The following is a 24,079-nucleotide window of genomic DNA, read 5'->3' as shown; positions in this document are numbered from 1 at the left end:
TTTAATTAGTACGGCTTTTTCGAACACCCAGCTCCACCTAACTGTTTTGCTTTACAGCCGAATTTTGAGGCGGAAGTTTTACTGCTTTCGAATAGCTAGATAGATCTTTCACCCATATATTCATATCTTCCAACTTATCGAAAATGTAGCAATTATTCGCCAGTCTTCCTGTATACGTATAACCTAATTGATGAAAGGCAGCATTCATTCCGAAAGAAAGCGATCGAGCAATTGTATAGGAGCAGAAAATAGATCTTTCTCGAAGCTCTTCCTCTAATTTAATTAGTAAACTTTTCATAAATCCATGTTTACGATATTCAGGTAAAGTAGCACAATTCGTTAATTCTGCATTCCCTTCTTTTATATTCATTTCTGCAGATGCTGTACTAATAATTTTTCCCTCATATTCATATACGTAGTAAATTGTATCGTCTTCTTTCATCGTCTGTAATACATAACTCGCTTCATTTAAAGGTGTCGGATACACTTCAAATACTTTTCCGAATACAGTTGCTAATTCTTCTACATCTTCTTCAGTCGTTTTTCTCAGCAAAAATTTCTCTGGAACTACTTTTTCTTTTATTTCTTTTCCTTTTACACCGCTTAATATAGTATCTTCCTCAGTCCAATGCATACTATTTCGTCTTTCATCATTATTATATTTCACAAAAAAGTATGCATCGTGTCCTTGAAAATAATGAGGTATCGTTGCTTCCAACAAAAAACCGAAAGAGAGCCATGTTGAAACATGCTCTCCCTTTCCTTTAATAATACATTTAGTGAAAGAATGTTCCTCTGCTAGTTCGTCAATTGTCTGTATAATACTTTCAACATTTCCTGTATAGTGATCTACCCGAATACGCTTATTAAAATAATCTAAAACGCCTTCTACTGTATAACAATTCGTCTGTTCTCTAAAAGATTCATAGTATTTCATTTTTTCACCTCACACCAATCTAGTAATGTACATGCAATAATTTTTGCGGCAGCTATCATTTTATCAACTTCTATATATTCGTTTGGATAGTGTGCTACTTTCGTCTCTCCTGGACCAAATACTATTGTTGGTACGTTTGCAATTTGTGTAAATAAACCTCCATCAGTCCCCCACGGAGATGCTTCAATAATTGGTTCGTTCCCTTCGATTTCAACAAAGTTGTGATGAAGTGTTGTAATGAGTTCATGATTCTCTTCTAATTCACCAGGAACCCATCTCGCTCCAAACCACTCTACTTCTACTGGATTTTCAACAAACCAATTGTCCACATCATTTAATTCAACAATCCAATTCTCAAACTCTTCTTTTGCCGCCTCTATAGTCTCATTCGGCGCAACACCGCATCTTCCTTCTAAAATTAATTCATCTGGAACAGAACTTGGCCAACTCCCTCCTTCAATTTTCCCAATGTTAATTGGAATTGGAATTGGAATCCCTTTAAATAACGGATCTGTAATTCGACTATTTCTTTTCTCCTCTAGCTTTCTTACATGTTCTATAACAAACATACTTTTTTCAATTGCACTAACCCCTTCATAACGTGTTCCACCGTGTGCAGCTTTCCCTTTTACACGTAGACGAAACCACATGGAACCTTGTTGTTTCGGGAAAAACTTCATATTAGTAGGCTCTGGAATAATGACACCATCTGCCTTATATCCTCGTAATATAGTTGCTAATGTCCCTGCTCCGCCACTTTCCTCTTCTATTACACTTTGAAAATAGATGTCTCCTTTTAATTCAATGCTAGATTCAATAATCGCTTCCATCGCAAGCATGAGTGCGACATTTCCCCCTTTCATATCCGTCGTTCCACGGCCATATATACGATTTCCTATTCTCTCACCACTATAAGGATGATGTTCCCACTGATTCACATCCCCTTCTGGAACTACATCAATATGCCCATTTAATATCATAGATTTCCCGTCGCCACTTCCTTTTAAAGTTGCTACAATATTTGGGCTATCTGAAAAACTTGTACGGGGTGATACAAAATAAGGATGATCTTTCATTTTAGAAAAAGAAGGCTCCCATATATCGAGGTCTAAACCTAATTCACGTAATTTTTCAATCACAATTGCCTGCGCACCACTTTCATCACCAGATACGCTCTTTTCTTGAATTAATCGTTTTAAAAATTTCACACTTTCCTCTTCATGGCTCTCAATATAATCACAAACTTGCTTTTTTAATTGCTCCATATATTACATCTCCCTTCATTCAATTACTAGTAAGTTAGAACTAATTTGAAAATCAGCTTCTGTATGTCGTTTTACATCTTCTACTGTGTATGGGCTCATTAATTCTTGTAATATAAGTCCACTCGGAGTTACCTCCATGACCGCCATATCAGTAATAATTAAATCTACACATTTCTTTGAGGTTAATGGCAATGTACACTCTGAAACAATTTTTGCATTACCGTACTTATCAACATGATTCATCACAACAACGACCCGCTTCGCTTTTTGTGCTAAATCCATTGCTCCACCAATACCTGGAACACGTTTTCCAGGTACAATCCAGTTAGCTAAATCACCGTTTTCACTTACCTGTAATGAACCAAGAATCGTTATATCTAGCAAACCTTTCCGAATCATACCAAACGCTGTGCAGCTATCGAAATAACTCGCTCCTGTTATAAGAGAAGTTGGTAAGCCTGCTGCGTTACACAAATTTTCATCTTCATTCCCTTTACTTGGCGTTGGTCCCATGCCGACGATTCCATTTTCCGCATGAAACATAACATTTATATCGTCAGGCAAATGATTTGGTACAAGCGATGGTATGCCAATACCTAAATTTACAATCATGCCATTTTGTATTTCTTTCGCCGCTCGCCTAGCAATCTTATCCCTAACTTCTACGCCCATACCCATTTCCAGTTCACTCCTTCCGACGGTACAATATAATTTACGAAAACTCCTGGAACGACAATTTCCTCTGGATCTAAACTTCCTAGCGGGACTATTTCTTCTGCTTCTACAATTGTTATATCCCCAGCCATAGCTACGTGAGGATTCATATTTCGTGCACTTTTGTCAAAAACAAGGTTACCAAACGGATCTGCCTTTTTCGCATATACAATTGAAACTTCAGCAGTTAATGCTGTTTCAACTAAATATGTCTTACCATTCATTTCAACTGTTCGTTTTCCCTCTTCCACAATCGTATCAACACCTACATCAACTAAAACACCACCAAGACCAACGCCACCAGCACGAATGCGCTCTGCTAATGTTCCCTGCGGAGAAAACTCAATTTGTAATCTTCCCTCGTTTAGTTGCCTTCCTGCATTTGGATTGGAGCCAATGTGAGAAGTAATTAGTGATTTAACTCTTTCATTTGTAACAAGACGACCGATACCTACATCAGGAAATCCAGTGTCATTTCCAACCAAATTTAAATTTGTAACGCCTTTTTCTAAAATTGCCTGTATTAAAGATGGAGGGGATCCAATCCCTCCAAATCCCCCAAACATTAATGTCATATCATCATGGAACAAAGAAATTACTTCCTCAATTTCTTTTAATTTACCGAATGTATTTGTAATAGTTGTCATGCGATACTATGCCCTCCTTTTTGCATCATCTCTTCCACACTTTTAGAGAAAATTGAAAGTAATTCATCTAACTCGGAATATGTAGTTGTCATTGGCGGTGCTACAAGCAGTGCACTATCTTCTTTTCCTGCTTGCCCTGAAACTGCTTGGTATAAAAGCAGGCCATTTTTAGCTGCAACCGAAATAAGCTCCGACGCTTTTGTAAACGGTTGCAATTCTACTCCAATCAGCAACCCTTTTCCTCGCACATCAGCAATGATTGTCGATTGTTGTTGAACTTTCTGTAAGCCTTTTATTAAATACTCTCCCTTTTCTGCTGTTTTTTCAGGGAGATTATGTTTCTCCATATATTCAATAACAGCTAAAGCCGTTGCTGCAGACAATGGATTTGCACTTAACGTATGACCGCTCATTACTGAACGTGATCCACGTAATATTGGTTCCATAACACGATCACTTACAACTGTCGCTGCCATCGGTGTATATCCCGCTCCTAACCCTTTACCAAGTGTCATAATATCAGGTTCTACACCCCAATGCTCCATCGCAAACCATGCTCCCGTACGACCAAGCCCAGTCATTACTTCATCCGCAATAAATACAATATCGTAATGGTTGCAAATATCTTTAACGACTTTATAATAGTCTTTTGGCGGAACAACCGCGCCTCCAGCTGCTCCGATAATCGGCTCAGCAATAAAAGCAGCAATATGCTCTGCACCAATTCTTTCAATTGATCTTTCTAATTCAGTCGCACATGCCAGCTGACAAGTTGGATATACCTTTTGAACAGGACACCTGAAACAATATGGAGCTGGTATAGTTGGATAATCTTCCAAAATAGATACGAAACGTTGTCTACGTAGTGGGTGACCAGACATCGATAACGCACCCATCGTAATACCGTGATAACTCATCCATCTTGATAAAATTTTATGTTTCCCTTGAATACCTCGCTCTTGAAAATGCTGAATTGCAATTTTCATAGCTGTTTCATTTGCTTCCGTACCACTATTTACAAAGAAACTCCAGTTCAAATCTCCTACACTTAAATCACTTAACTTCTTCGCTAATTTTTCAGCTGGTTCACTCGTAAACTGTGATCTATAAACAAAAGCAATCTCCTCAGCTTGCTTTTTAATAACGTCTGCAATCTCCTTTACGCCATGCCCAATACCTGCCGTAATTGCTCCTGACGAACCATCAAAATATTTATTACCATTTTGATCATACAAATAAACACCTTTTCCATGTGAAATCATTGGATACGGCTGACCAACAAGTGGTTTAATTAAGTAATCGCGCATAGCGCTCCCCCATTTCTCCAATTTGTATATATATATGAAGAAAATTGACGTTTCTTTCATAAAAAAGAATCCTCTGCAAAAGCAGTGAATTTATCAAAAAACTATTATAAAATATACAAATGAGTGCTTAAAAATACCTATAAAACAGAAAATTCAGAACTCAAAACGAAGACCAACCCTTTTCTATACGCCCAAGTAACCCTCCCTTTTATATGAAATGACTACATCACCAAATGTTTTTATAGCATAATGCCACCTGCCCTCAAATGCCGACATTCTGTACACTTCGACGGAACTCCCGTTAAACTCCTTCCTATTATCCTACTTTAAATTGCATATTTTAAAACAAATTTCGACAACGCTACACCTTTCTAATCAGTTCAGATTCATATTTAATATGTGAATTTTTCATTTTTAAACTATAAAAAAAGAACCGATTAACCACATTAATCAGTTCGTCATGACGCTCTCTTATGGGTTAATACTGTCAATTGCTAAAATAAATAGAAAAATCAAGTTTACAAATTCATCCTACAGCCTATAACACAAAACCTTTTCATAACTTCATTCACAATTACTATCAGGATATCCCTATCCCGAAGTGGCATCCCTTTCCTCAGATTCAAACTACCTTTCCTTTATAATTTATGTAGGACAATTATCACTTTGTATGTGTATTTGCCTATAATTTAAAAAAACCCTAGTTTTCTAGCGATTGCTGGACATGTATTCAATATGTTATTGAAATGCACTTTCAATTTGGCATTTATTTTACTTTCGTGCAATCATATGTACTGCTTTACTCTGCGAAATACTCGTAAGCACAAGCACCTCTTTATGACAACATATTTGTTGTAAATTTTTAATTTTCCCCTTTATAAAATCATTTTTTCGCATAACCGCTTTCTTGCTTCGCATATAATTTTAATGATGACAAAGGAGGAATGTTCATGTCTCAATCTGAAATTGAAAAATATGGACAAGAAGTTACGCAATACGAACAGCTCGCACGTTACTATCAGTTTCGTGATCCTAAAAAATATATAGAATTATATATGAAATATTGCGATGCACTTTCAAAACTTGTACAGGCGCATGAAACAAGGGATTCACAAGAAGCTACTTTACCGTCACATATAAGAATTTTTCATGCCGATCCAAATATACCGGCGGTTGACATTTTAGTAAACGGACAAAAAGGTATTAAAAATATTTCATTTAAGCAATTCAGCCCTTATTTATCATTAGTACAAGGTAAATACCGTATAGATATTGTCCCTGTCGGAAATGAAACTCCAATCTTTTCAGCATTGGTACCAATAATGGGAAATCATACTTATACTCTTGCTGCAATAAATAGTGATAATCACCTACAATTACAACCTATACTTGATAATACACATTTACCAGCTGGTCAAGCCAAAATACGCTTTGCACATTTCTCTCCAGATACCCCTGTTGTAAATATCGATTTAAAAGATGGAGATCATTTATTTGAAAATGTACTCTTTAAACAGATAACAGATTTTTTGCAAGTTAGCCCCGGTACAGCGGATATTGAAATTTCACTCGCAGATAATAAAAACGTTTTATTGACTATACCGAAATTCAATGTTGAACCAAATGTTATTTATACAATTTCAATAGTAGGTTATTCAACTAAAGATCCTAAATTGGAAGCCGTTATACTCACAAATTAAAACAGTCTACACCATTCATTTGGTGTAGACTGTTTATTTTTGAAATGCAATTTGAAATTCTGTCCAATCGTTATCTGATCGACACATAATGGACCCATTATGTTTTTCCACAATTTGTTTACATACAAATAAGCCAATACCAGTTCCTAACTTTTTAGTAGTTACAAACGGTTCAAAAATCGTTTCTACATTTTCAGCTGGAATCATTGGTCCATTATTTTTTATCACAATTCGAATAGCTTGATCTTCTTCAAATACATCAATGATAATTTTTCGTTCTTCTTTCATTGATTCAAGAGCATCAATTGAATTCATTAATATGTTTAAAAATACTTGTCTTACTTCACTTCGATAACCAACAAGCGGAATTGGATACGGTAAATTCTTTTCAATTGCAACATTCGCATTGACCAAACTCGGATATAAGAATTGTATAATGTCTTGAAACAAGTCATTAAGCCAAAACCGTTCCGATTCATTCCACATTTCTTTTTTCGATACGAGTAAAAATTGCGAAATACGAAAATTTAATTGATCTAATTCATGCGAAATAATATCTAAATACGATAAACTCGGATGATCTGCCTTTAATAGTTTGACAAATCCCATAATGGAAGTAAGCGGATTACGAAATTCATGTACAAAACTAGCTGACATTTGCCCTAAAATCGTCAGCCTTTCTTTATGTGTTTCATTAATATATTGCTGTTTTTCCTCTAAATTCTTCGATATAATTTCCGAGTATTTTAAAACAGTATAATAAATTAATTTGTCAAAACAAGTATGTATTTTTGCCATAATTGGTTTCAATTCACGAGCGCTAACATCTAATTCACACATCGCTTCGAAAAGTTCATTTCTTCCCACGTTTGCGTTATAAACAAAATCTCCAATATTCGCATCTGCTCCAGCACGTTCAATAGCAATTTTCTCGCATAACGGTTGAAGATAATTTATATCTTTATCTTCCATAGTAAGTTCGATAATCAACTCTAGTAAATCCTCTCCATTTTGAACTACTTCTAGTTTAAATGGATCTTTTTCGGAAATTATCATTTTGTTTTTCCAGTTCTCTACGAATTGGTGCCTATTGTTTTTCAAGTGTGAACAAAATATTTCTTTAATATCCTTATCGATTGGAAAAACCTCCATTCCCTCCATTTCCATACGACGAATACCCTTTATATTTTGAATATTAACACAAAAAAGATGATTCGTTAATAGATTTTTGTCACATTTTGTTAATTTCTGTTGATAAAATTATTTTTTTCTTTCTTATTTAACTAATTGTATGCAAATACCCTTTTTCCTTCACACATTTTCATTATTTCCGTAGTCAACACGACTTTTTTTGCATCATTTTTAATTCTTGCGTACAATAGAAAATGAAAGGTGTGAAAAATATGGTAAATAAAAATGTGGAAGATTATCTCCAAGAAGGCATTTACGGCCAAAAGCAAAACAAACCAGAAGAACGTAATATGTATTTAACTACATTACGTGAGCGTGTAGAAATCGCTTTAACGATCGGTCAAGTAATGCAAAGTAATGTATACTCTGAAGTGGCGGGTAGCATGCGCTCTTCTCAATCATTACAACTCCTCCTAAATGGTGGCATTGCTTACCCACATTTATCAAAATACATTAAATTAGCAAACGAAAAAAATGTTCCTTTTACAATTGTTCAAAATAAAGATACAAAAACACCAATCGGTTTAGTATTAACTCATGCTACTGCTGTAGATAAAGAACAAATTTATGTAGAAGATACTATTTTCAAACAAGAAATGAAGTAAAAGTTACACTTAATTAAATAGTTACTAGAAGCGTAAAAAACGAGTATGGAATCGTAAACATTTCCTACTCGTTTTTTTAGCGCAAAGTCTAAGTTTTTCTAATTTATTTTTTAATACATACTAATTTCATTTCTGTCATTTCTTCTATTGCATATTTAATTCCTTCGCGCCCCGTGCCACTTTCTTTCACACCACCATAAGGCATATGATCTACTCTGAACGTTGGAATATCATTAATCATGACACCACCAACCTCTAACTCATCGATTGCACGCATTGCTTTAAATAAATTATTTGTAAATACTCCTGCCTGTAAGCCGTAACGCGAATTATTTACTTGCTCAATCGCTTCATCAAATTCTTTAAATGTATTTACTGTCATGAGTGGACCGAATACTTCTTGGCACTGCACAGATACATGATCTGGAACATTTGTTAATACAGTCGGTTCAAAAATTCTTGCATCCCGCTTCTTACCACCGCATAAAACAGTTGCTCCTTCCTTGATTGCTTCTTGAACCCACATATCAATTCGCTCTACATCTTTTTTTGAAATTAAAGCTGATACATCCGTTTCCTCAAGCAGTGGATCACCAACAACAACTGATTCCATCGCTTTCTTTAGCTTCGAGAGAAATTCATGCATTTTCGTTTCATGTACAAAAACACGTTGTACGGAAATACAAACTTGCCCATTATTAACAAATGCTCCCCATTTTACACGTTCAATTATTTCATCTGTTAACTCTACATCTTCATCAATAATAACAGCAGCATTTGAGCCTAGTTCTAACGTAACTCGTTTGAGCCCAGCCTTTTGTTTTATTCCGATTCCAACTTTTGGACTTCCGGTAAAAGTAATAGCAGCAACGTAATCATTTTTGACGATTGCCTCACCAACCGTAGCGCCAGGGCCAGAAATGATATTTAAAGCTCCATTTGGCAATCCTGCCTCTTCAAATAACTCAACTAATGCATAAGATGATAATGGCGTTTGATCAGCTGGCTTTAATACAACTGTATTTCCAGCAGCAATTGCTGGTCCAACTTTATGCGCTACTAAATTTAACGGGAAATTAAATGGTGTAATAGCCCCTATAACCCCAATCGGCTTTCGGATTGTATATGCAATACGCCCATCCGCACCAGGTGCGGCATCTAATGGCAATGTCTCACCATATATACGCTTCGCTTCTTCAGCTGCAAATTTGTACGTTTGAACAGTACGATCTACTTCTCCCCTTGCAGCACGTATTGGTTTTGCAGCTTCTTTTGCAATAATCTCTGCAAATTCTTCTCTTCTTTCATCCATTTTTTGTGCAACTTTCTCTAAAATAGTCGCACGATCATATGCAGATAATTTATTCATTTTTATCATTGCATTTTTTGCAGAAGTAACAGCCTCTTTTACATCTTCTTCCGTTCCTTGTGCAATTTCCGCTAATGTTTCTTCAGAATATGGTGCGTATAATGGTTTATACGTGTTTACAGATTTCCAATCTCCATTTATATATAAATGCTTTTTCATACTTCTTCTCCTTCCAAATATATGTATACAACAATACTTCACCTAGTGAAAGGTCTGACTTATGTCATTGTATCATAGCCCCTATCCCTCAAAAAACATTATGCTCAAAAAAACTCTGCTATTTAGCAGAGTTTACGAGCTAATTTGCTCTTGTAATGAAATTTGTTTTTCATCTTCTAAAATAACAATCGATTCTACTATCTTTGTAACTTCCAATCTTTTTATATAGTGTCCATCTAATTCTTTCACACAAAACTTATAATTTTCAATTTCAATGGAATCCTCTTCAGCAATCTCTATATTCTTCGTTAAAATCCAACCACCAATTGTATCAACACCATCATCATCAATCCCTAAACCAAATAACGTATTCACTTCACTAACAAGTACTTTTCCCTCTAGTATCGTCTTCGTTTCACTAACTTGTTGAATTTCTGGCTGCTCATCCGTATCAAACTCATCCTGAATATCTCCAACAATTTCTTCCAGAATATCTTCAACAGTAACAAGTCCAGATGTCCCACCATATTCATCTATCAATATAGCAATATGTGTTCTTTCTTTTTGCATTTTTAAAAACAAATTATGAATTGGGATAGAATCGATAACTAAAATAATTGGTCTCATATATTGCTCTACTGTCTTTTTATTAACAGCTTTATGTTGTACAAACTCAGTAAAAATATCTTTAAAATTCACAAAACCTATTACGTGGTCTTTATCGCCATCAACTACTGGATACCTTGTATATTTTTCACGAGACATTTTTTGCAAAGCTTCTTCAGCAGGCATTTCTTTACTTATAATATTCATTTCAGTTCGAGGTACCATTATTTCTTTTGCAATCCGATCATCAAATTCAAAAATTTTATTTACATATTTATATTCAGATTGATTAATTTCACCATTTTTATAACTCTCTGAAACTAACAACCGTAATTCTTCTTCTGAATGAACCTCATCATGCCCCTTCGGCGGTTTCAACCCTAGCAGCTTCGTAATGATTCGAGCTGAACCATTTAATATCCAAATAAATGGGAATGCAATACGATAAAAGAAAATTAACGGCTTAGAAACAAGCAAACTTACTTGTTCAGATTTTTGAATTGCAAATGTTTTTGGGGCCAATTCCCCTATTACAACATGTAAAAAAGTAATTAACAAAAATACTAAAATTACAGCAAAAATGTCTGCTAGTTGAGTAGAGATATTCCAATTTGCAAAAAGCGTATCAAACATTTGCTTTAACGCAGGTTTACCAAACCACCCAATTCCTAAAGCTGTAACAGTAATTCCTAGCTGACAAGCAGATAAATATTCGTCTAAGTTTGTAATGACTGTTTTCACCGATGTTGCACGATTATTTCCTTCTGCAATTAAATAGTCAATTCGTGAACTTCTCACTTTAACAATTGCAAATTCTGCTGCAACGAAAAATGCCGTTAAGGCAATTAAAACAATCACTATACTTATACTATATATGTCCAAATACTTTTCCTTACTTACATTGTAAGCAAGGAAGCCACCTCCTACTTAATTTTATTCAAGTGAAGTAAGCATTCTAATACTCTAACAAAATTCTACATTAGCAACCACCTTTTTATATATTATATGCATACATAAAAAAGATATTTATCATTATGATAATCTAATTCATTTACACTAGTCAAATTATTCTAAATGTTACGATAAAACATTTTTATTTAAACGAACTATTCTTCTCAACTCAATTTCGTGAAAAAACACTTTCTTTGCCGATTCCACACTTCTTTTGTCGCACTTGAAGGGAACTTACTTCATAGCTCGAAATCATTCAACAGGATATATATAGGAGGGATTATTTTGGAATATAAAACACCATTTATCGCAAAAAAATTAGGTGTTAGCCCAAAGGCTGTTGTCCGGATCGCGCAACAATTAAATCTTACGATAGAAAAAAACAAATATGGCCACTTTATTTTCACACAAGATGATGTCGATCAAATGTTAGAACACCATCTATTTCAAATAGAGCAGTCTCAAAATCCTCAACCTACTCAAAAGACTTCCTCAAATGAGGTTGAAGAATTAAAAACTCAAGTCAATACAATTGTTCAAAACATATCATCGAATGATTTTGAACAATTAGCTGATCAATTAAACACTATGACGAGAAGACTCGATCGAATGGAAGAACAAATGCAAGATAAGGCAAATGATGTCGTCACGTACCAACTTTTACAACACCGTCGTGAAATGGAGGAAATGTTAGAACGAATTCAAAAATTAGAAGCTGCCCTAACGAAAGAAGAACCCATTTATATTACTCCTGATTCAAAACCAACATACGAACGAGAAAAGAAACCGAAGCGCCGCAAAATGATTTTTAGTATATTTGGATTATAATTTTTAGACCCTTATTAAAATAATAAGGGTCTTTTTTAATGAAGAGTTATATCTTATAAAAATATTATTCTCTTTATTATACATATTCACTTCGTTTTATTTCGTTAACATAATATTTTTACTGTATTCTGCAATTAATGCCTGTGCATGAGCATTCCCTTGAATCACATCACGAAATTCTTTTAAAGAATACAAATGCGTAACCCCTTTTCGAGCATGAATTCTTACTGGTACACCTTGTAAAGTATCATGAAACTGAAATGGATTATCTATCGGTTCAATTGGAAAACCGAGTGTAAGTAAATACATATACATTCTTTTTGTTACTGCTGCAATGTACCATTCAGCTTTTGTTTCTAACGCATGTATAAATAAAATAGCTGTTAGCCTTTTGAAATGTCCTCTCCCACGAGACGTTTTCGAAATACTTAACTTGCCTATTTCATACACATTCTTCAAATCTTTTACTAAATCATTTTTAGAAAACGGATAGAAAAACTCAGAATTTGATTGTTCAGGTACCGTATACTTAATACATTCTACTGTACCAATAGGATGTTCATCTTCTATTAATAAAAATCGTGATGGATTTAAATTACGTTCTACGAACATTAAGTTTCTTTCTTCACAAAAATCTCCCCATAGTTGCTCGAACCCAAAATGTTCTTCCTTTGTTTGAACACGCTGGAACATATTTAACCGCCTTTCCCATCGTCGCTCTGTTTTTGATAACGCTTTCACTATCTATCATATAAGAACAAATCTTCGTATGCAACTAAAAATATTTATTACTTATTATATTCTGCAAAATGAATTAGATTCCAATTTAATCGACTTTTATCCCGCGCTCACATTCCTTTTAATAACACATTCGTATCACTTTTCAAATCTAACTTACAATATGTTTCTTTCCATACAGCATATAATTCTTCTTAATCTAAAAAAATCCTTTATGAAAAAGGATTTCTTTTACTTCTCAATGCTTTTTAACCACTTTTCAAAAATTTGTACCATCCCATGTTTTCCAGCTAATTTCTCTTCCCCTTGTTTCGTCTTATATGGATATAACTGTAAGAAAACACCACATCCAGACTCAATTTTTTTACTATGCATATGGCTTCCTGGATATACACAAATGACTTCATAAATTGACCTTCGATAATAGACTCGCTTTCCATCCTGTTCTTCTACATACTTTATAGACCAATACTTATACATTTGCTCAGTTGCTTTCGTATTTCCGACGTGCTGAAAAATATTGTACATTGGACTATACTTCACTTCAATAATAATAGAAGATTTATATACGTATTTCCCATCTTCTTTTACATAACAGTCTAAGCGAATATCTGGCTTCTTCGTATCCTCACCATTGTAAAAATTACTCCCTTTACTTAATGCAATAAGAGGATGTGTTTCAATTAAGTCATTAAATGCGACATGCACCTTTAAATCATCTCGTTGTAAAACTACTGTCGTTCCATCTTGTAATCCATCTACATAAAAATGTTCTTGTATTTGTTCACGAATGGAATTTCTAGCCTCAAAACCAATTTGCTCTAAAATTGAAATAACGATAAAAAAAGCGTAATATTCATACACTAAAAACGTTGGCTTATAAACAAATAATAACGATGGAGATTGATCCGTATACTGCGGGAGTACTTCTAAATGATGTAGTAATTGTTGATGTGGTATCGGTAGATCATGTAAGTTCATGTTACTTGTTTCAGTAACTTCCCTCCAAAACGAGGAGTGCATTAACATTTGAAAGTATTGTACATTTTCATGAACAATGTGCGCCAATATTTTATATTCTTGTATTTTCATTGAGCTCTTTCGTAAATCGGCTTCTTTTAGTAAATGTATATTTTTATATTTTTGCTTCTCTCTATCGGTTACTGATCCATTACGCTCAATTGTTTGTATAATTGTTTTTACGGCTTGAAACTCTTCTGATTTTTTCTTTTTTTCTCTTTCTAATATTTCAATTGTTTGACGTAAAAAACTTTTAGCTTCAATTAAATAGTGATAAAATTGCATCGATTTATATTTAAGAAATGCATTTTCCTTACTATTTTTTTGTTCTATAAACTTACGATTATAATGTTTTGCATAAGGTTTTCTTTCTGCCACTATGGTTCCTTTTCTTGTTGGCTTTCTCTCTTTTCCTTCCCATTTATATACATTTATAAATTTTGAGCTTGATTCTATTTTCTTAAAGATTTGCTTTATCATCTTCATTTTTTGGGGTAACTTTCTAAGCAACACTAAATAAGAAGAATCCTCAATATCGCTAAGTGCAGAGAAAGTCTTTTTATAATAACCTCTATCCAAAATCAACTCATTTAAAATTGACTTCACATAGTCTTGAATCATTTCAAATTGATCATCAAAAAAGTTTTTCGGTACGATTTGAAAAGCACCATAATACGTTGTATCTTCTATACGAACTTCAAAATGGTATAAACCACAGCGCCATGGATAAAAGAATTCTGTTTTCCCATGTTCATATATTAATACTCTTTGTTTTTTTTCATTTATTTCATATTGAGCCTCTTTTATATTTTTCTGTCCCTCATATACTTTATTCCATATAAAAGTAATATTCATTGGGATTTCATAATTGTACTGCAATCTAATCGGTTTTAATTCTTGTACTTTATAAATGCATTGAACTAATGCTGTAGTAGATGTACAAAGACGATTTAATAAAATATAATCTCCTTTCCCCTCATTTCCAATGATTAACTTTAATACAAAAGGGAGCGTTTCATTCGTATCAACGATTTTTGTTTCGTAACGCCCTTCATTTTGCATATCCATACAGCTCCAGTTCCCTACGTTTTTCTCGTATATATGCTAAAGAGTGTTCAAATGTAGATACTCTGTTTGCAAGTGCAGATTGCAAAAGAGGTACTAAGGTCGCTCCCCTTTTTGCTTCTTCAGAAAGTAAAGAACCAACCATCATTTCGGTCCCTCTGATTTTCGTCAATACACGCTGCTTTATTTGTAAATCAAACCCTTCTTCTCTACTGATCATATAGGTATGGTTATTTTGGAACGGTATATTTTGCAAATAAGTCGCAATTGCGTTTGCACATCGGAAAGAAATTCCCTTAGACGCATCATGTGATGACAATACGACATGCAACTTATCTAATAGCTCTAATTCTTCTTCAGAAAACACTTCAATCATCGCTTTATTTCTCATCCAATTTATCCGAAATTCTCCCGCTGTTACTTTCAAAGGTGGGTGTAATACGACTTTCCCCAGTTCCATGCCCATCTCACAAAACGGAATTTTTTGTAACGTTATTAAGTTCGTTCGGTCTAATAATCGATCGGAGAGCTCTTTCGTTGTTTCATCAAAATTCACAGTACCTACAAATATAATATTTTCTCCAATTTCAATTGTTGATGGAATTGAATTCTCAATGTCCTGAACACCCTCATACAAGTTTAAAATACGATTTTTTGTTTCAAGTTGAAGAACAGATAAAAATGGAGTAAACCAATGCTCAATATGTGACATGTTCATTTCATCAAAAACGATTATATACAGTTGATTGGGATTTTCTTTCGCCTTCATTAACGTCCTAACTAACTTCGTTTCACTTTCAATAAAAGTACCATTTGGATGAAGGTAACCAAGTAAATCATGTGGTTCTTGATACGATGGTGAAATTGGAATCCAAACCAATTCTTCCCCATACTGTAATCCTAATGCTTCTGCATAAGTTTGCACAAAACGTGATTTCCCAACGCCCGGTATACCACCAAGAATCGTTAACATATTTGTTTTTACACTTATATGGAAATTATAAATATCCGTTGCATCCAAATATAGCCCTTTATTATGCACCATACTTTGTACATACTGTAAAAAGGACGATTCACGCTCATCCCATTCCCATTCATCTTTTTGCACTTTTATATCCTCTACTTCAACTAGCTTACCTTCTTCATGCATTCGTTTTTTTAATTGCTCATACACATGATCACTTACAAAATATAATTGATCTTCTACCGCTATTTCTACATACTTCGTCCAGTCACTGCAGTTTATATATTTACATTCACGTTTCTGTTCAAAATATGCGATTGAGCTAATTGATGACTTTAAGGATATGTTTCCATACAGTCTTCCATCGTGCCACAATAATTCGGGAGGCTCAAAGTCCTTCGGAAATTTAGGCATTAGGAATGATAAATAACCGTTGCTAAGTTTTCGTTCTAAAGATTCTCTTTTTTTATTATTTGTAACTTTAGGTGCCGGAATCATTTTATAGCTGCTTGCTATTTCTTTCGGTTCTTCTGTACATATTAACTCCACGTATACATTTCCTCTTTCATAATAAAGACGAAACATCACTAATTGCTTTTCTAATTTCCTCTTCTTTAATTCCAAAAAGATTTTTTCATTCTTTTTATTACTACATAATCCTTCAAATACATAGGGTTCATTTGCAAATTGTTCCTGTAAAGTGAATGGTATTGGCGATAAGCATTGTACAAAGAAATTCTCTCCACTCTTCTCTTTTTCAGCTTTTGTAAATTTCCCTAAAAATCTCATATAGTACATTCGTTTTATAAAACTTGGCTGAAGAGCTTTATGTAATTTCACCTTAGTCACCTTCTTTTTTCATACTATTCTTAGTGTATGAAAGAAACGAAAAACTAGAAATAAAAAACCTGACGTTATCCGCCAGGTTCAAAATTAAAACGTATATTAATGAGAAGGAAATGCTTTTTTCTCTTGTAAAATTGCATTATGAGCAATTTTCATTTTAGCAAGTACGTAACGTAATCGATCTTCAGCGTTTTCATCTTTACTTTTTTGCAATTCCGCCAAATTTTCAACAGAACTTGCTAAATTCTCAATGACTCCTCTCAGTTCAGGATGATGATTAAAAAAAGATTCTTGCACTAATACTTTCCTTAACTCACTAGCTAAATCAATTATTCTAGACAACTGTTCTTTTTCTTCCATTCTCATCCCTCCTGAATATCTTATGTAGTAAATATTCTCTAAACAAAGAAAAAAGCCCTTTAAATGAAAAGGACTTTTTACATTTTTATATTTCCAGTTAATAACATATACAGTGATGTGATAGCCGCAATAATAATTGCCCACATCACATATTTCTCTGCACCTGCAAAGCAACGGTTCCCTTGTTCTTTTCTTGCAAACGTGTAAACAATAATTCCAATTCCATACACAATTGAAACTAGTAGTAAATTCTTTAAACCAGCTGCATAAAGAAGCCATACAGAGTAAATAGAAGCAATTAAAGCTAACGCTCCATTTTTTAATTTAGCGTCTTTTAGCTCGTTTGTAATGACTAATTTAAATTGGAATAATGCTGATAATAAATATGGTAATAAAATTGATGTTGATGCAATGAAATACATAATTTGATATGTTGATTCTGAAAACAGAACGATGATAAATATAATTTGGGCAACACCATTTGAAATCCATAATGCCATGTGCGGTGTTTGCTTTTTATTTGTCTTCGTAAAGACTTTCGGAAATACGCCATCTTTTCCGGCTACATGAGAAATTTCAGAAACAAGTAAAAACCAGCCAATTAATGTACCGACAAGTGAAGCAACTAACCCAATGTTAATCGCAACTGCACCCCATGAACCAACAACATGCTCTAATACATGTCCCATTGACGGAGTTTCTAGCACAGAAAGTTCGCTTCTTGTCATCGCTCCCATTGACAGAACAGAAATTAAAATATATATGGACATTACTAAAATAAGTCCCATTACTGTTGCCTTACCAACATCTCGGCTATTCTTCGCTCTTCCGGATAATACAACCGCTCCTTCAACTCCAATGAAAACCCAAAGTGTTACAAGCATTGTATTTTTCACTTGACCAAGTATAGCGGAAAGTGAGAAGGTTCCTTCTCCCCAAAAATCATGTGTAAATGTGTCCCAGCGAAAGGCTGTTACCATTACAACAATAAATAAAACGATTGGAACTAACTTCCCTATTGTTGCGATAACATTCATAATAGAAGCTTCACGGATTCCAAATAAAATTAGAAAATGAAGTGTCCATAATAAAAGTGATGCCCCAACGATAGATGCAACATTATTTCCTCCTTTGAAAATTGGAAAGAAATAACCTAATGTACTAAACAGTAACATAATTGTTGCGACATTACCTAAGATTCCTGCTAGCCAATATCCCCAAGCACTATTAAATCCAATATATTCACCGAAACCAGCACGTGCATAACTATAAATTCCACCTTCAAGTTCCGGTTTTTGTCTTGCTAACGTTTGATATACGAGCGCAAGTGGAATCATTCCCATCGCTGTAATACACCAGCCAATTATTATTGCACCACTGTTTGCTCCTACTGCTAAATCATGCGGTAAACTAAAAACACCGCCACCAACCATTGTTCCAACCACTAATGCGATTAACGGAAAAAATCCTAACTTCTTTTCTATTTGTACCACCCCATCTGTCATTCTAGGTGTTATGTTCGTTCAACTATTAAAGTCACCTTTTTCTCTAATAGACGTTTCTCTTATATTTTTTCAGGAAAACATTACTTATTCTAAAAGAAAATGAACAAAAATGGAATACTTTTTTGAAAAAATGTATAAGTATGCACAAAAAAACCGCTCATTTTGTAATGAACGGTCATTTAAAACATATAAATTTGTATATTTCTTGTAAATTTAACGAAGTAAATTCTCTTTTTCTAAAAATTGTTTTGCGACTTCTTCACTACTTTTACCATTTACGTTAACTTCATAATTCATTTTTCGCATTTCTTCATCTGTAATCTTTCCAGATAATTTATTTAATACCTTTTCAAGTTCAGGATATTTCTGTAACGTTTCTTTTCTTAATAATGGCGCTCCTTGATAAGGTGGGAATAACCCTTTATCATCTTTTAACACTTTCAGTCCGTATTGCTCCAATTCACTATCTGTTGAATATGCATCAATTACGTTAACATCTCCAGATTGAATTGCGCTATAACGCAGCTTCGGCTCCATCGTTTTAACATTCGAGAACTTATAGTTATATAATTTTTGCATTCCTTTATAACCATCTTCACGATCAGCAAATTCCAATGTAAACCCTACTTTGGCTTCCTGCACAACATTCCCTAAATCAGAAATTGTATTTATATTCTTTTGATCTGCTATTTTTTTCGGCATGGCTAGTGCATATGTATTGTTATACTCCATTGGCTTCAACATAACCATATTATATTTCTTTTCCATTCCAATGCGAGCCTGATCATATACTTCATCACGATTTGTGCTCTTTGGTTCTTCTTTCACGAAAGTAGATAAAGCTGTTCCTGAAAATTCTGGGTATATATCTACTTCCCCGGATTTCAACGCTTCAAATACAAATGCTGTTTTTCCAAGACCTGGTTTTAATTGTACGTTTAAATCGGTATCTTGTTCAATAAGCTGCTTATACATTTGAATTAAAATTTCAGGTTCTGATCCAAGTTTGCCCGCAATAACAATATCTTTCTTTTCTGTACTCCAAAGAAATGGAGAAGCAATCATTATACAAACAATACATATCGTCAATATAACACGCTTAGAAGAGCGTTTCGGTCGTTCAAGTATGCGAAGTACTATATCAAAGAATAAAGCGAGTAACGCGGCTGGTACGGCCCCTAAAATGATAAGTGCATGATCATTTCGATCTATGCCTAATAATATAAGCTTACCGAGCCCACCAGCACCAATGAGAGCTGCTAATGTAGCCGTTCCAACAATTAATACCATCGCTGTACGAATACCGGCCATAATGATAGGCAATGCAAGAGGAAGTTCTACCTTCCACAATCTTCTCCAACTATTCATCCCCATAGCTTTCGCGGCTTCTATTAGAGATTCATCTAATTCCCTTATTCCTGTATATGTATTTCGTAAAATAGGTAATAGTGCATACACAACTAATGCAATAATCGCTGGAAGTTTTCCGATTCCTACTAACGGAATTAATAGTCCGAGTAATGCAAGTGATGGCACTGTCTGCATTACTGCAGAAGTTCCTATTATAAATTCAGCCATTCGTTCTTTTCTTGTTAATAAAATGCCAAGTGGCACCGCTATAATTACTGCAAAAAATAATGAAATAAGCGATATTTGTAAATGCTCACTTAATGCAGTTAGTAATTCTATTTTTCGTTCTTGGAACGTTTGTATAAAATTAGTCACTGTTTAGCCTCTTTCCTTCATTTGTTCAACAATGTAATTGACGATATGACGACTTGTTAACGCTCCAATATATTGACCGTTTTCTTCAACTGGAACGATCTCCTCATCACGCACACGAACTAACGCTTCTTGTAAAGAAGAATGTAATGATAGTGCCTGCCCTTCTAATTGCACACTTTGATCAAGCGGCAATACATCTGCTACACTTTTCTCCTCATACCAAGTTCGTCCACGATTTCCAATGAACTCCTCTACAAATTCATTTTTCGGATTATGTATAATTCCTTCTGGTGTATCTAGTTGAACAACTTTTCCTTCTTTCATAATACAAATGCGATCTCCAAGTGATAATGCTTCTTGCATATCATGTGTTACGAACACGATTGTTTTTTGAATCTTTTTTTGCAACTGTACAATATCCTTCTGAAGCTGTTCCCTACTTAATGGATCTAACGCACTAAATGGTTCATCCATAAGAACGATTTTCGGGTTTGCGGCTAATGCTCGCACGACACCGACACGTTGTTTTTGTCCTCCTGACAATTCATCAGGCATACGATCTCGATATATATCCGGATCTAATCCAACCATATGTAACAAGTCATCGACGCGTGCTTTTATTTCCTTTTTGCTAAATTGCCTCATTTCAGGAACAACTGCAATATTTTCAGCGATTGTCATATGAGGAAACAATGCAATCTGTTGCAACACATATCCTATATCCCAACGTAATTCGTTTATATTATATTGTTGAATATCTTTTCCATCGATTAAAATCGATCCTTCAGTCGTTTCGATTAAACGATTAATCATCTTCATTGTCGTTGTTTTCCCGCAACCACTCGGACCGATGAGAACGAAAAATTCTCCCTTTTTAATTTCTAAATGCAATGAATCCACTGCTTTCGTGCCATCTTCATACGATTTTGACACATGATTAAATTGAATCACAAACACAACTCCTTTACTGTTGTTTCCTTTATTTTGATGGAATATGGCATTCATTTCAAATGATACGCTTTTAAATTAAAAAAGAGCTCGCATTTGAGCTCTAACGGTCGAACAATATTGTTTTCATAATAGCAGCATATTCGCGAACATACATTTTTCTCTTAGAACGCATTGGCGTTTCAGCAGCTAGTGCCTCCATCTTCATGCCTAAACGCTTTGCAATTATTTTCGTTCGATATAAATGATACGTATTACTTACAACTACTGCATGTTTCACATTATATAAATCCATACTAAACTTTAAGTTTTCATACGTATTTGTAGATTGATCTTCTATTAAAATACGACTCTCATCTATACCGTGTACCATTAAATAGTTTCTCATGCTGTGAGCTTCAGGTATATCTTCATCTTCTCCTTGACCACCTGAAACAATTACTTTCGATTCAGGATGGGAAAATAAATACTCCAACGCTACATCCAAACGATTTTGAAGAGATAAAGACGGTCTATCTCCAAATAACTTTGCACCCAGTATAAGAACGTACGGAGAGTGATAGCTCAACTTTTCACGAGCAACTTTGTTCATTCTAAACGTCATATAAATGATATATAGTGGCGGTAATAATAAAATGATAAGAAAGATCCATTTGTTCATAAATAAGTTTGCACTCCCTTTCTTTTTATTATACAGAAAAAGAAAGGGCGGCAGAAGTGTTTTTTTAAACGATTGATTTATTAGAAACATTCGCCGCTACTTTACGTTGTGATAGTACATAATAAATAGCGATTCCTAATGAGAAGATCAATATGCAGCTTAATACGTAAAACGGAAGCATTACTCCGGCTTTAGATACACCCGCTGTAAACAGCATTAATAATACAATTCGTATTCCAGTACCAATTAGGCGAAATAAGCTGTCTACACGTCCCATTACTTCGTTTGGAATTTCCTCCATCATCAATACATTTCTCGCCACTCTTGTACCCGCATTTCCAACTGCATGAAAAATTGCAAGTCCATATAAGAAAATTACGGAAGGTTCAATAATCATTACGGTAATTGAAATTACATAAATGAACATCGTCATAACGATTGAAACTTCTGTTTTTACATATTTCATTATGAGTGGAATACAGATTCCTGCAACAACCGCTCCAACACCGTACATCATCCCCTCTATTGCGTATACAGAGGCATTGGCTTTAAGTATATCCGAAATATAAACTGGTATTAAATAATTTGCCATCATAACACCTATAAACGGCATATAAGTGGCCAGTAAGAACCAAAAGAGCTTAGGACGTTTTTTCATAAAGTGAATTCCTTTAAATAATTGCTTCTTAAATGTTATTTTTCTTTTCACTTCTTTTTTCTTTACGTACGGTATACATAAGAAAAGAAAAAATGCTCCAGCAAAAGTTAACATGTCTACTAACAAAATCCACTTCAAAGATACAATTTCAATTAAGAAGCTCGCGGCCGCTCCAGAAATAACTTGTGTTAACTGTCCTTGTATTTCCATCGTTCCACTTAAACTTTTATAATGTTCCGCTTGAAATATCTCTTGGTTGAACGCAAATATTGTAGGATAAAATAATAAATAGTAGAATGATCCGGCTATATAAATAAGAATATAGTGAATAGAATGATAAGGTTGCCCCGCAAATCCCCATATAACCATTATTCCAATTACGGCAATTCCGATTCCTTCGTTACATAGCAATAAAGATTTTCTTGAAAAACGATCAATACTTTGCCCAATGAATGGTGTTAATAAAAACATAATGAGGGTTGCAATGATAGAAACATAACCAAACGTTGTCTCTCCTCCACTCTCTTTAATTAACAGCCACGGAATCGTTATCATAACAATTCCGGAACCAATAGCAGATAGACTATTGGCCCCTAGAATGTAATACAAGCGAGAATCATGATAAAGTGAGGACATATCACTCCACTCCTAGTTGCTTTTTCACCTCTTTATATACGCTCATATATGCTTTTAATTCTTTAACTACATCATGAATTAATGGTTTGGCATCTTCCCCAAGTTCACCATCTTGCACATGTAATCCATCAAGCACAACTTGTTTTGGAATGGCATTTGCATAAACACCTCTAGCGACCGTTCGCATGCTGTTTAATGCATTTATTCCACCTTTACCGCCACCAGCAACCGCTAACAACGCAACTGGTTTATGAATAAATTCACTACTACTTAAGTAATCTAAAGAGTTTTTCAGCGCACCGCTCATCGCATTATGATATTCTGGTGTACATAATACAACCCCATCCGCAGCTTTCACTAACGTTTTCAATTTTTTTACTGCCTCTAAATCACGTTGTGACTCTTCTCCATTGTATAAAGGTAACTCCTCAATTGCTAAATCATATAATTCCCCTTCAAATTGATCCGCAATATATTTTGCCACCACGCGAGTTCTACCAAATTTTCTTGGTGTACCGTTAATAACGACTAGTTTCATGATTATTTCTCCCCTTTGTTTTCAAGTTCTACTTATATATTATCAGAAATTTCTATACAAAACACAATATAAAGAGTTAACTTGTTTCATAAAATAGTATGATAAACAAAAAAGAACTCATACTTTCGTATGAGTT

21 protein-coding genes are annotated in these 24,079 nt (G+C 34.4%); 3 read left to right on the top strand and 18 right to left on the bottom strand.

What is annotated here, in order from left to right:
- Positions 1-37: 37 nt before the first annotated feature.
- The 5 genes from ablB to MHI26_RS11415 are packed head-to-tail and all read right to left on the bottom strand — an operon-like array spanning position 38 to position 4,870.
- Positions 38-937, bottom strand: a complete 900-nt coding sequence (ablB, locus tag MHI26_RS11435; RefSeq protein ID WP_000878590.1) for a putative beta-lysine N-acetyltransferase — start codon at positions 935-937, stop codon at positions 38-40.
- Positions 934-2,202 carry a peptidase gene (locus MHI26_RS11430; protein WP_000436693.1) on the bottom strand — a complete coding sequence of 423 codons (1,269 nt, stop codon included), beginning with the start codon at positions 2,200-2,202 and terminating at the stop codon, positions 934-936. The genes ablB and MHI26_RS11430 overlap by 4 nt, the downstream gene beginning before the upstream one ends.
- 15 nt (positions 2,203-2,217) lie before the next feature.
- Positions 2,218-2,880, bottom strand: a complete 663-nt coding sequence (locus MHI26_RS11425; protein ID WP_000525278.1) for a CoA transferase subunit B — start codon at positions 2,878-2,880, stop codon at positions 2,218-2,220.
- Positions 2,865-3,563: an acetate CoA-transferase subunit alpha gene (gene atoD / locus MHI26_RS11420; protein WP_000208110.1), complete on the bottom strand. Its 699-nt coding sequence runs from the start codon at positions 3,561-3,563 to the stop codon at positions 2,865-2,867. Before atoD ends, MHI26_RS11425 begins: the two co-directional genes overlap by 16 nt.
- A complete protein-coding gene (locus MHI26_RS11415) occupies positions 3,560-4,870 on the bottom strand; it encodes an aspartate aminotransferase family protein (RefSeq protein WP_001205885.1) in 1,311 nt (436 codons plus the stop codon). Before MHI26_RS11415 ends, atoD begins: the two co-directional genes overlap by 4 nt.
- Positions 4,871-5,820: 950 nt before the next feature.
- Here MHI26_RS11415 and MHI26_RS11410 point away from each other — a divergent pair.
- On the top strand, positions 5,821-6,570 hold the full coding sequence (locus MHI26_RS11410; RefSeq protein WP_061665988.1) for a DUF4397 domain-containing protein: 750 nt from the start codon (positions 5,821-5,823) through the stop codon (positions 6,568-6,570).
- Between the two features lie 33 nt (positions 6,571-6,603).
- On the opposite strand, the gene MHI26_RS11405 is transcribed toward MHI26_RS11410, so the two are convergent.
- On the bottom strand, positions 6,604-7,737 hold the full coding sequence (locus tag MHI26_RS11405; protein ID WP_000425085.1) for a BA2291 family sporulation histidine kinase: 1,134 nt from the start codon (positions 7,735-7,737) through the stop codon (positions 6,604-6,606).
- Between the two features lie 236 nt (positions 7,738-7,973).
- Here MHI26_RS11405 and MHI26_RS11400 point away from each other — a divergent pair, with 236 nt between their 5' ends.
- Positions 7,974-8,366 (top strand): YueI family protein, encoded by a 393-nt coding sequence (locus MHI26_RS11400; protein WP_000247560.1) that lies wholly within the window; start codon positions 7,974-7,976, stop codon positions 8,364-8,366.
- Between the two features lie 103 nt (positions 8,367-8,469).
- On the opposite strand, the gene MHI26_RS11395 is transcribed toward MHI26_RS11400, so the two are convergent.
- Complete coding sequence (locus MHI26_RS11395; protein WP_061665987.1) at positions 8,470-9,894, bottom strand: aldehyde dehydrogenase family protein; 1,425 nt, start codon at positions 9,892-9,894, stop codon at positions 8,470-8,472.
- A gap of 132 nt (positions 9,895-10,026) precedes the next feature.
- Positions 10,027-11,382, bottom strand: coding sequence for a hemolysin family protein (locus MHI26_RS11390; RefSeq protein ID WP_000356248.1), 1,356 nt, complete (start codon positions 11,380-11,382; stop codon positions 10,027-10,029).
- A 354-nt stretch (positions 11,383-11,736) separates the two neighbouring features.
- On the opposite strand from MHI26_RS11390, the gene racA reads away from it, so the two are divergent.
- Positions 11,737-12,279, top strand: coding sequence for a chromosome-anchoring protein RacA (gene racA, locus MHI26_RS11385; RefSeq protein ID WP_000456014.1), 543 nt, complete (start codon positions 11,737-11,739; stop codon positions 12,277-12,279).
- A gap of 96 nt (positions 12,280-12,375) precedes the next feature.
- On the opposite strand, the gene MHI26_RS11380 is transcribed toward racA, so the two are convergent.
- From MHI26_RS11380 to MHI26_RS11335, 10 genes are all read right to left on the bottom strand, one after another.
- On the bottom strand, positions 12,376-12,972 hold the full coding sequence (locus tag MHI26_RS11380) for a hypothetical protein (RefSeq protein ID WP_000487795.1): 597 nt from the start codon (positions 12,970-12,972) through the stop codon (positions 12,376-12,378).
- A 276-nt stretch (positions 12,973-13,248) separates the two neighbouring features.
- Positions 13,249-15,099 carry a hypothetical protein gene (locus MHI26_RS11375; RefSeq protein WP_086413789.1) on the bottom strand — a complete coding sequence of 617 codons (1,851 nt, stop codon included), beginning with the start codon at positions 15,097-15,099 and terminating at the stop codon, positions 13,249-13,251.
- On the bottom strand, positions 15,089-16,906 hold the full coding sequence (locus tag MHI26_RS11370) for an AAA family ATPase (RefSeq protein WP_000766193.1): 1,818 nt from the start codon (positions 16,904-16,906) through the stop codon (positions 15,089-15,091). The genes MHI26_RS11375 and MHI26_RS11370 overlap by 11 nt, the downstream gene beginning before the upstream one ends.
- A gap of 105 nt (positions 16,907-17,011) precedes the next feature.
- Positions 17,012-17,272, bottom strand: coding sequence for a hypothetical protein (locus MHI26_RS11365; protein ID WP_000391447.1), 261 nt, complete (start codon positions 17,270-17,272; stop codon positions 17,012-17,014).
- Positions 17,273-17,349: 77 nt separating this feature from the next.
- Entirely contained in the window at positions 17,350-18,777 is a 1,428-nt protein-coding gene (locus MHI26_RS11360; RefSeq protein WP_061665986.1) for a basic amino acid/polyamine antiporter, read from the bottom strand.
- 213 nt (positions 18,778-18,990) lie between these two features.
- Positions 18,991-20,502 carry an ABC transporter permease/substrate-binding protein gene (locus MHI26_RS11355; RefSeq protein WP_000181016.1) on the bottom strand — a complete coding sequence of 504 codons (1,512 nt, stop codon included), beginning with the start codon at positions 20,500-20,502 and terminating at the stop codon, positions 18,991-18,993.
- A 3-nt stretch (positions 20,503-20,505) separates the two neighbouring features.
- Complete coding sequence (locus MHI26_RS11350; RefSeq protein WP_000614072.1) at positions 20,506-21,453, bottom strand: ABC transporter ATP-binding protein; 948 nt, start codon at positions 21,451-21,453, stop codon at positions 20,506-20,508.
- Between the two features lie 100 nt (positions 21,454-21,553).
- Positions 21,554-22,111 carry a YdcF family protein gene (locus tag MHI26_RS11345; protein WP_061665995.1) on the bottom strand — a complete coding sequence of 186 codons (558 nt, stop codon included), beginning with the start codon at positions 22,109-22,111 and terminating at the stop codon, positions 21,554-21,556.
- 64 nt (positions 22,112-22,175) lie between these two features.
- Entirely contained in the window at positions 22,176-23,405 is a 1,230-nt protein-coding gene (locus tag MHI26_RS11340) for an MFS transporter (protein ID WP_061665985.1), read from the bottom strand.
- A 1-nt stretch (position 23,406) separates the two neighbouring features.
- Entirely contained in the window at positions 23,407-23,943 is a 537-nt protein-coding gene (locus MHI26_RS11335) for an NADPH-dependent FMN reductase (protein WP_000780355.1), read from the bottom strand.
- Positions 23,944-24,079: the final 136 nt, after the last annotated feature.

The sequence above is a fragment of the Bacillus sp. FSL K6-1218 genome, from assembly GCF_038006445.1.
In the GTDB taxonomy this organism is placed as follows: domain Bacteria; phylum Bacillota; class Bacilli; order Bacillales; family Bacillaceae_G; genus Bacillus_A; species Bacillus_A thuringiensis_S.
Note: the sequence above shows the minus strand (reverse complement) of the source record. Positions and strands in the feature narration are given on the sequence as shown.

Excerpts from the sequence above, each read along its gene's own strand:
- ablB (WP_000878590.1), bottom strand. The coding sequence starts at position 937 with ATGAAATACTATGAATCTTTTAGAGAACAGACGAATTGTTATACAGTA.
- MHI26_RS11430 (WP_000436693.1), bottom strand. The coding sequence starts at position 2,202 with ATGGAGCAATTAAAAAAGCAAGTTTGTGATTATATTGAGAGCCATGAA.
- MHI26_RS11425 (WP_000525278.1), bottom strand. The coding sequence starts at position 2,880 with ATGGGTATGGGCGTAGAAGTTAGGGATAAGATTGCTAGGCGAGCGGCG.
- atoD (WP_000208110.1), bottom strand. The coding sequence starts at position 3,563 with ATGACAACTATTACAAATACATTCGGTAAATTAAAAGAAATTGAGGAA.
- MHI26_RS11415 (WP_001205885.1), bottom strand. The coding sequence starts at position 4,870 with ATGCGCGATTACTTAATTAAACCACTTGTTGGTCAGCCGTATCCAATG.
- MHI26_RS11410 (WP_061665988.1), top strand. The coding sequence starts at position 5,821 with ATGTCTCAATCTGAAATTGAAAAATATGGACAAGAAGTTACGCAATAC.
- MHI26_RS11405 (WP_000425085.1), bottom strand. The coding sequence starts at position 7,737 with ATGGAAATGGAGGGAATGGAGGTTTTTCCAATCGATAAGGATATTAAA.
- MHI26_RS11400 (WP_000247560.1), top strand. The coding sequence starts at position 7,974 with ATGGTAAATAAAAATGTGGAAGATTATCTCCAAGAAGGCATTTACGGC.
- MHI26_RS11395 (WP_061665987.1), bottom strand. The coding sequence starts at position 9,894 with ATGAAAAAGCATTTATATATAAATGGAGATTGGAAATCTGTAAACACG.
- MHI26_RS11380 (WP_000487795.1), bottom strand. The coding sequence starts at position 12,972 with ATGTTCCAGCGTGTTCAAACAAAGGAAGAACATTTTGGGTTCGAGCAA.
- MHI26_RS11375 (WP_086413789.1), bottom strand. The coding sequence starts at position 15,099 with ATGCAAAATGAAGGGCGTTACGAAACAAAAATCGTTGATACGAATGAA.
- MHI26_RS11365 (WP_000391447.1), bottom strand. The coding sequence starts at position 17,272 with ATGGAAGAAAAAGAACAGTTGTCTAGAATAATTGATTTAGCTAGTGAG.
- MHI26_RS11360 (WP_061665986.1), bottom strand. The coding sequence starts at position 18,777 with ATGACAGATGGGGTGGTACAAATAGAAAAGAAGTTAGGATTTTTTCCG.
- MHI26_RS11345 (WP_061665995.1), bottom strand. The coding sequence starts at position 22,111 with ATGAACAAATGGATCTTTCTTATCATTTTATTATTACCGCCACTATAT.
- MHI26_RS11340 (WP_061665985.1), bottom strand. The coding sequence starts at position 23,405 with ATGTCCTCACTTTATCATGATTCTCGCTTGTATTACATTCTAGGGGCC.
- MHI26_RS11335 (WP_000780355.1), bottom strand. The coding sequence starts at position 23,943 with ATGAAACTAGTCGTTATTAACGGTACACCAAGAAAATTTGGTAGAACT.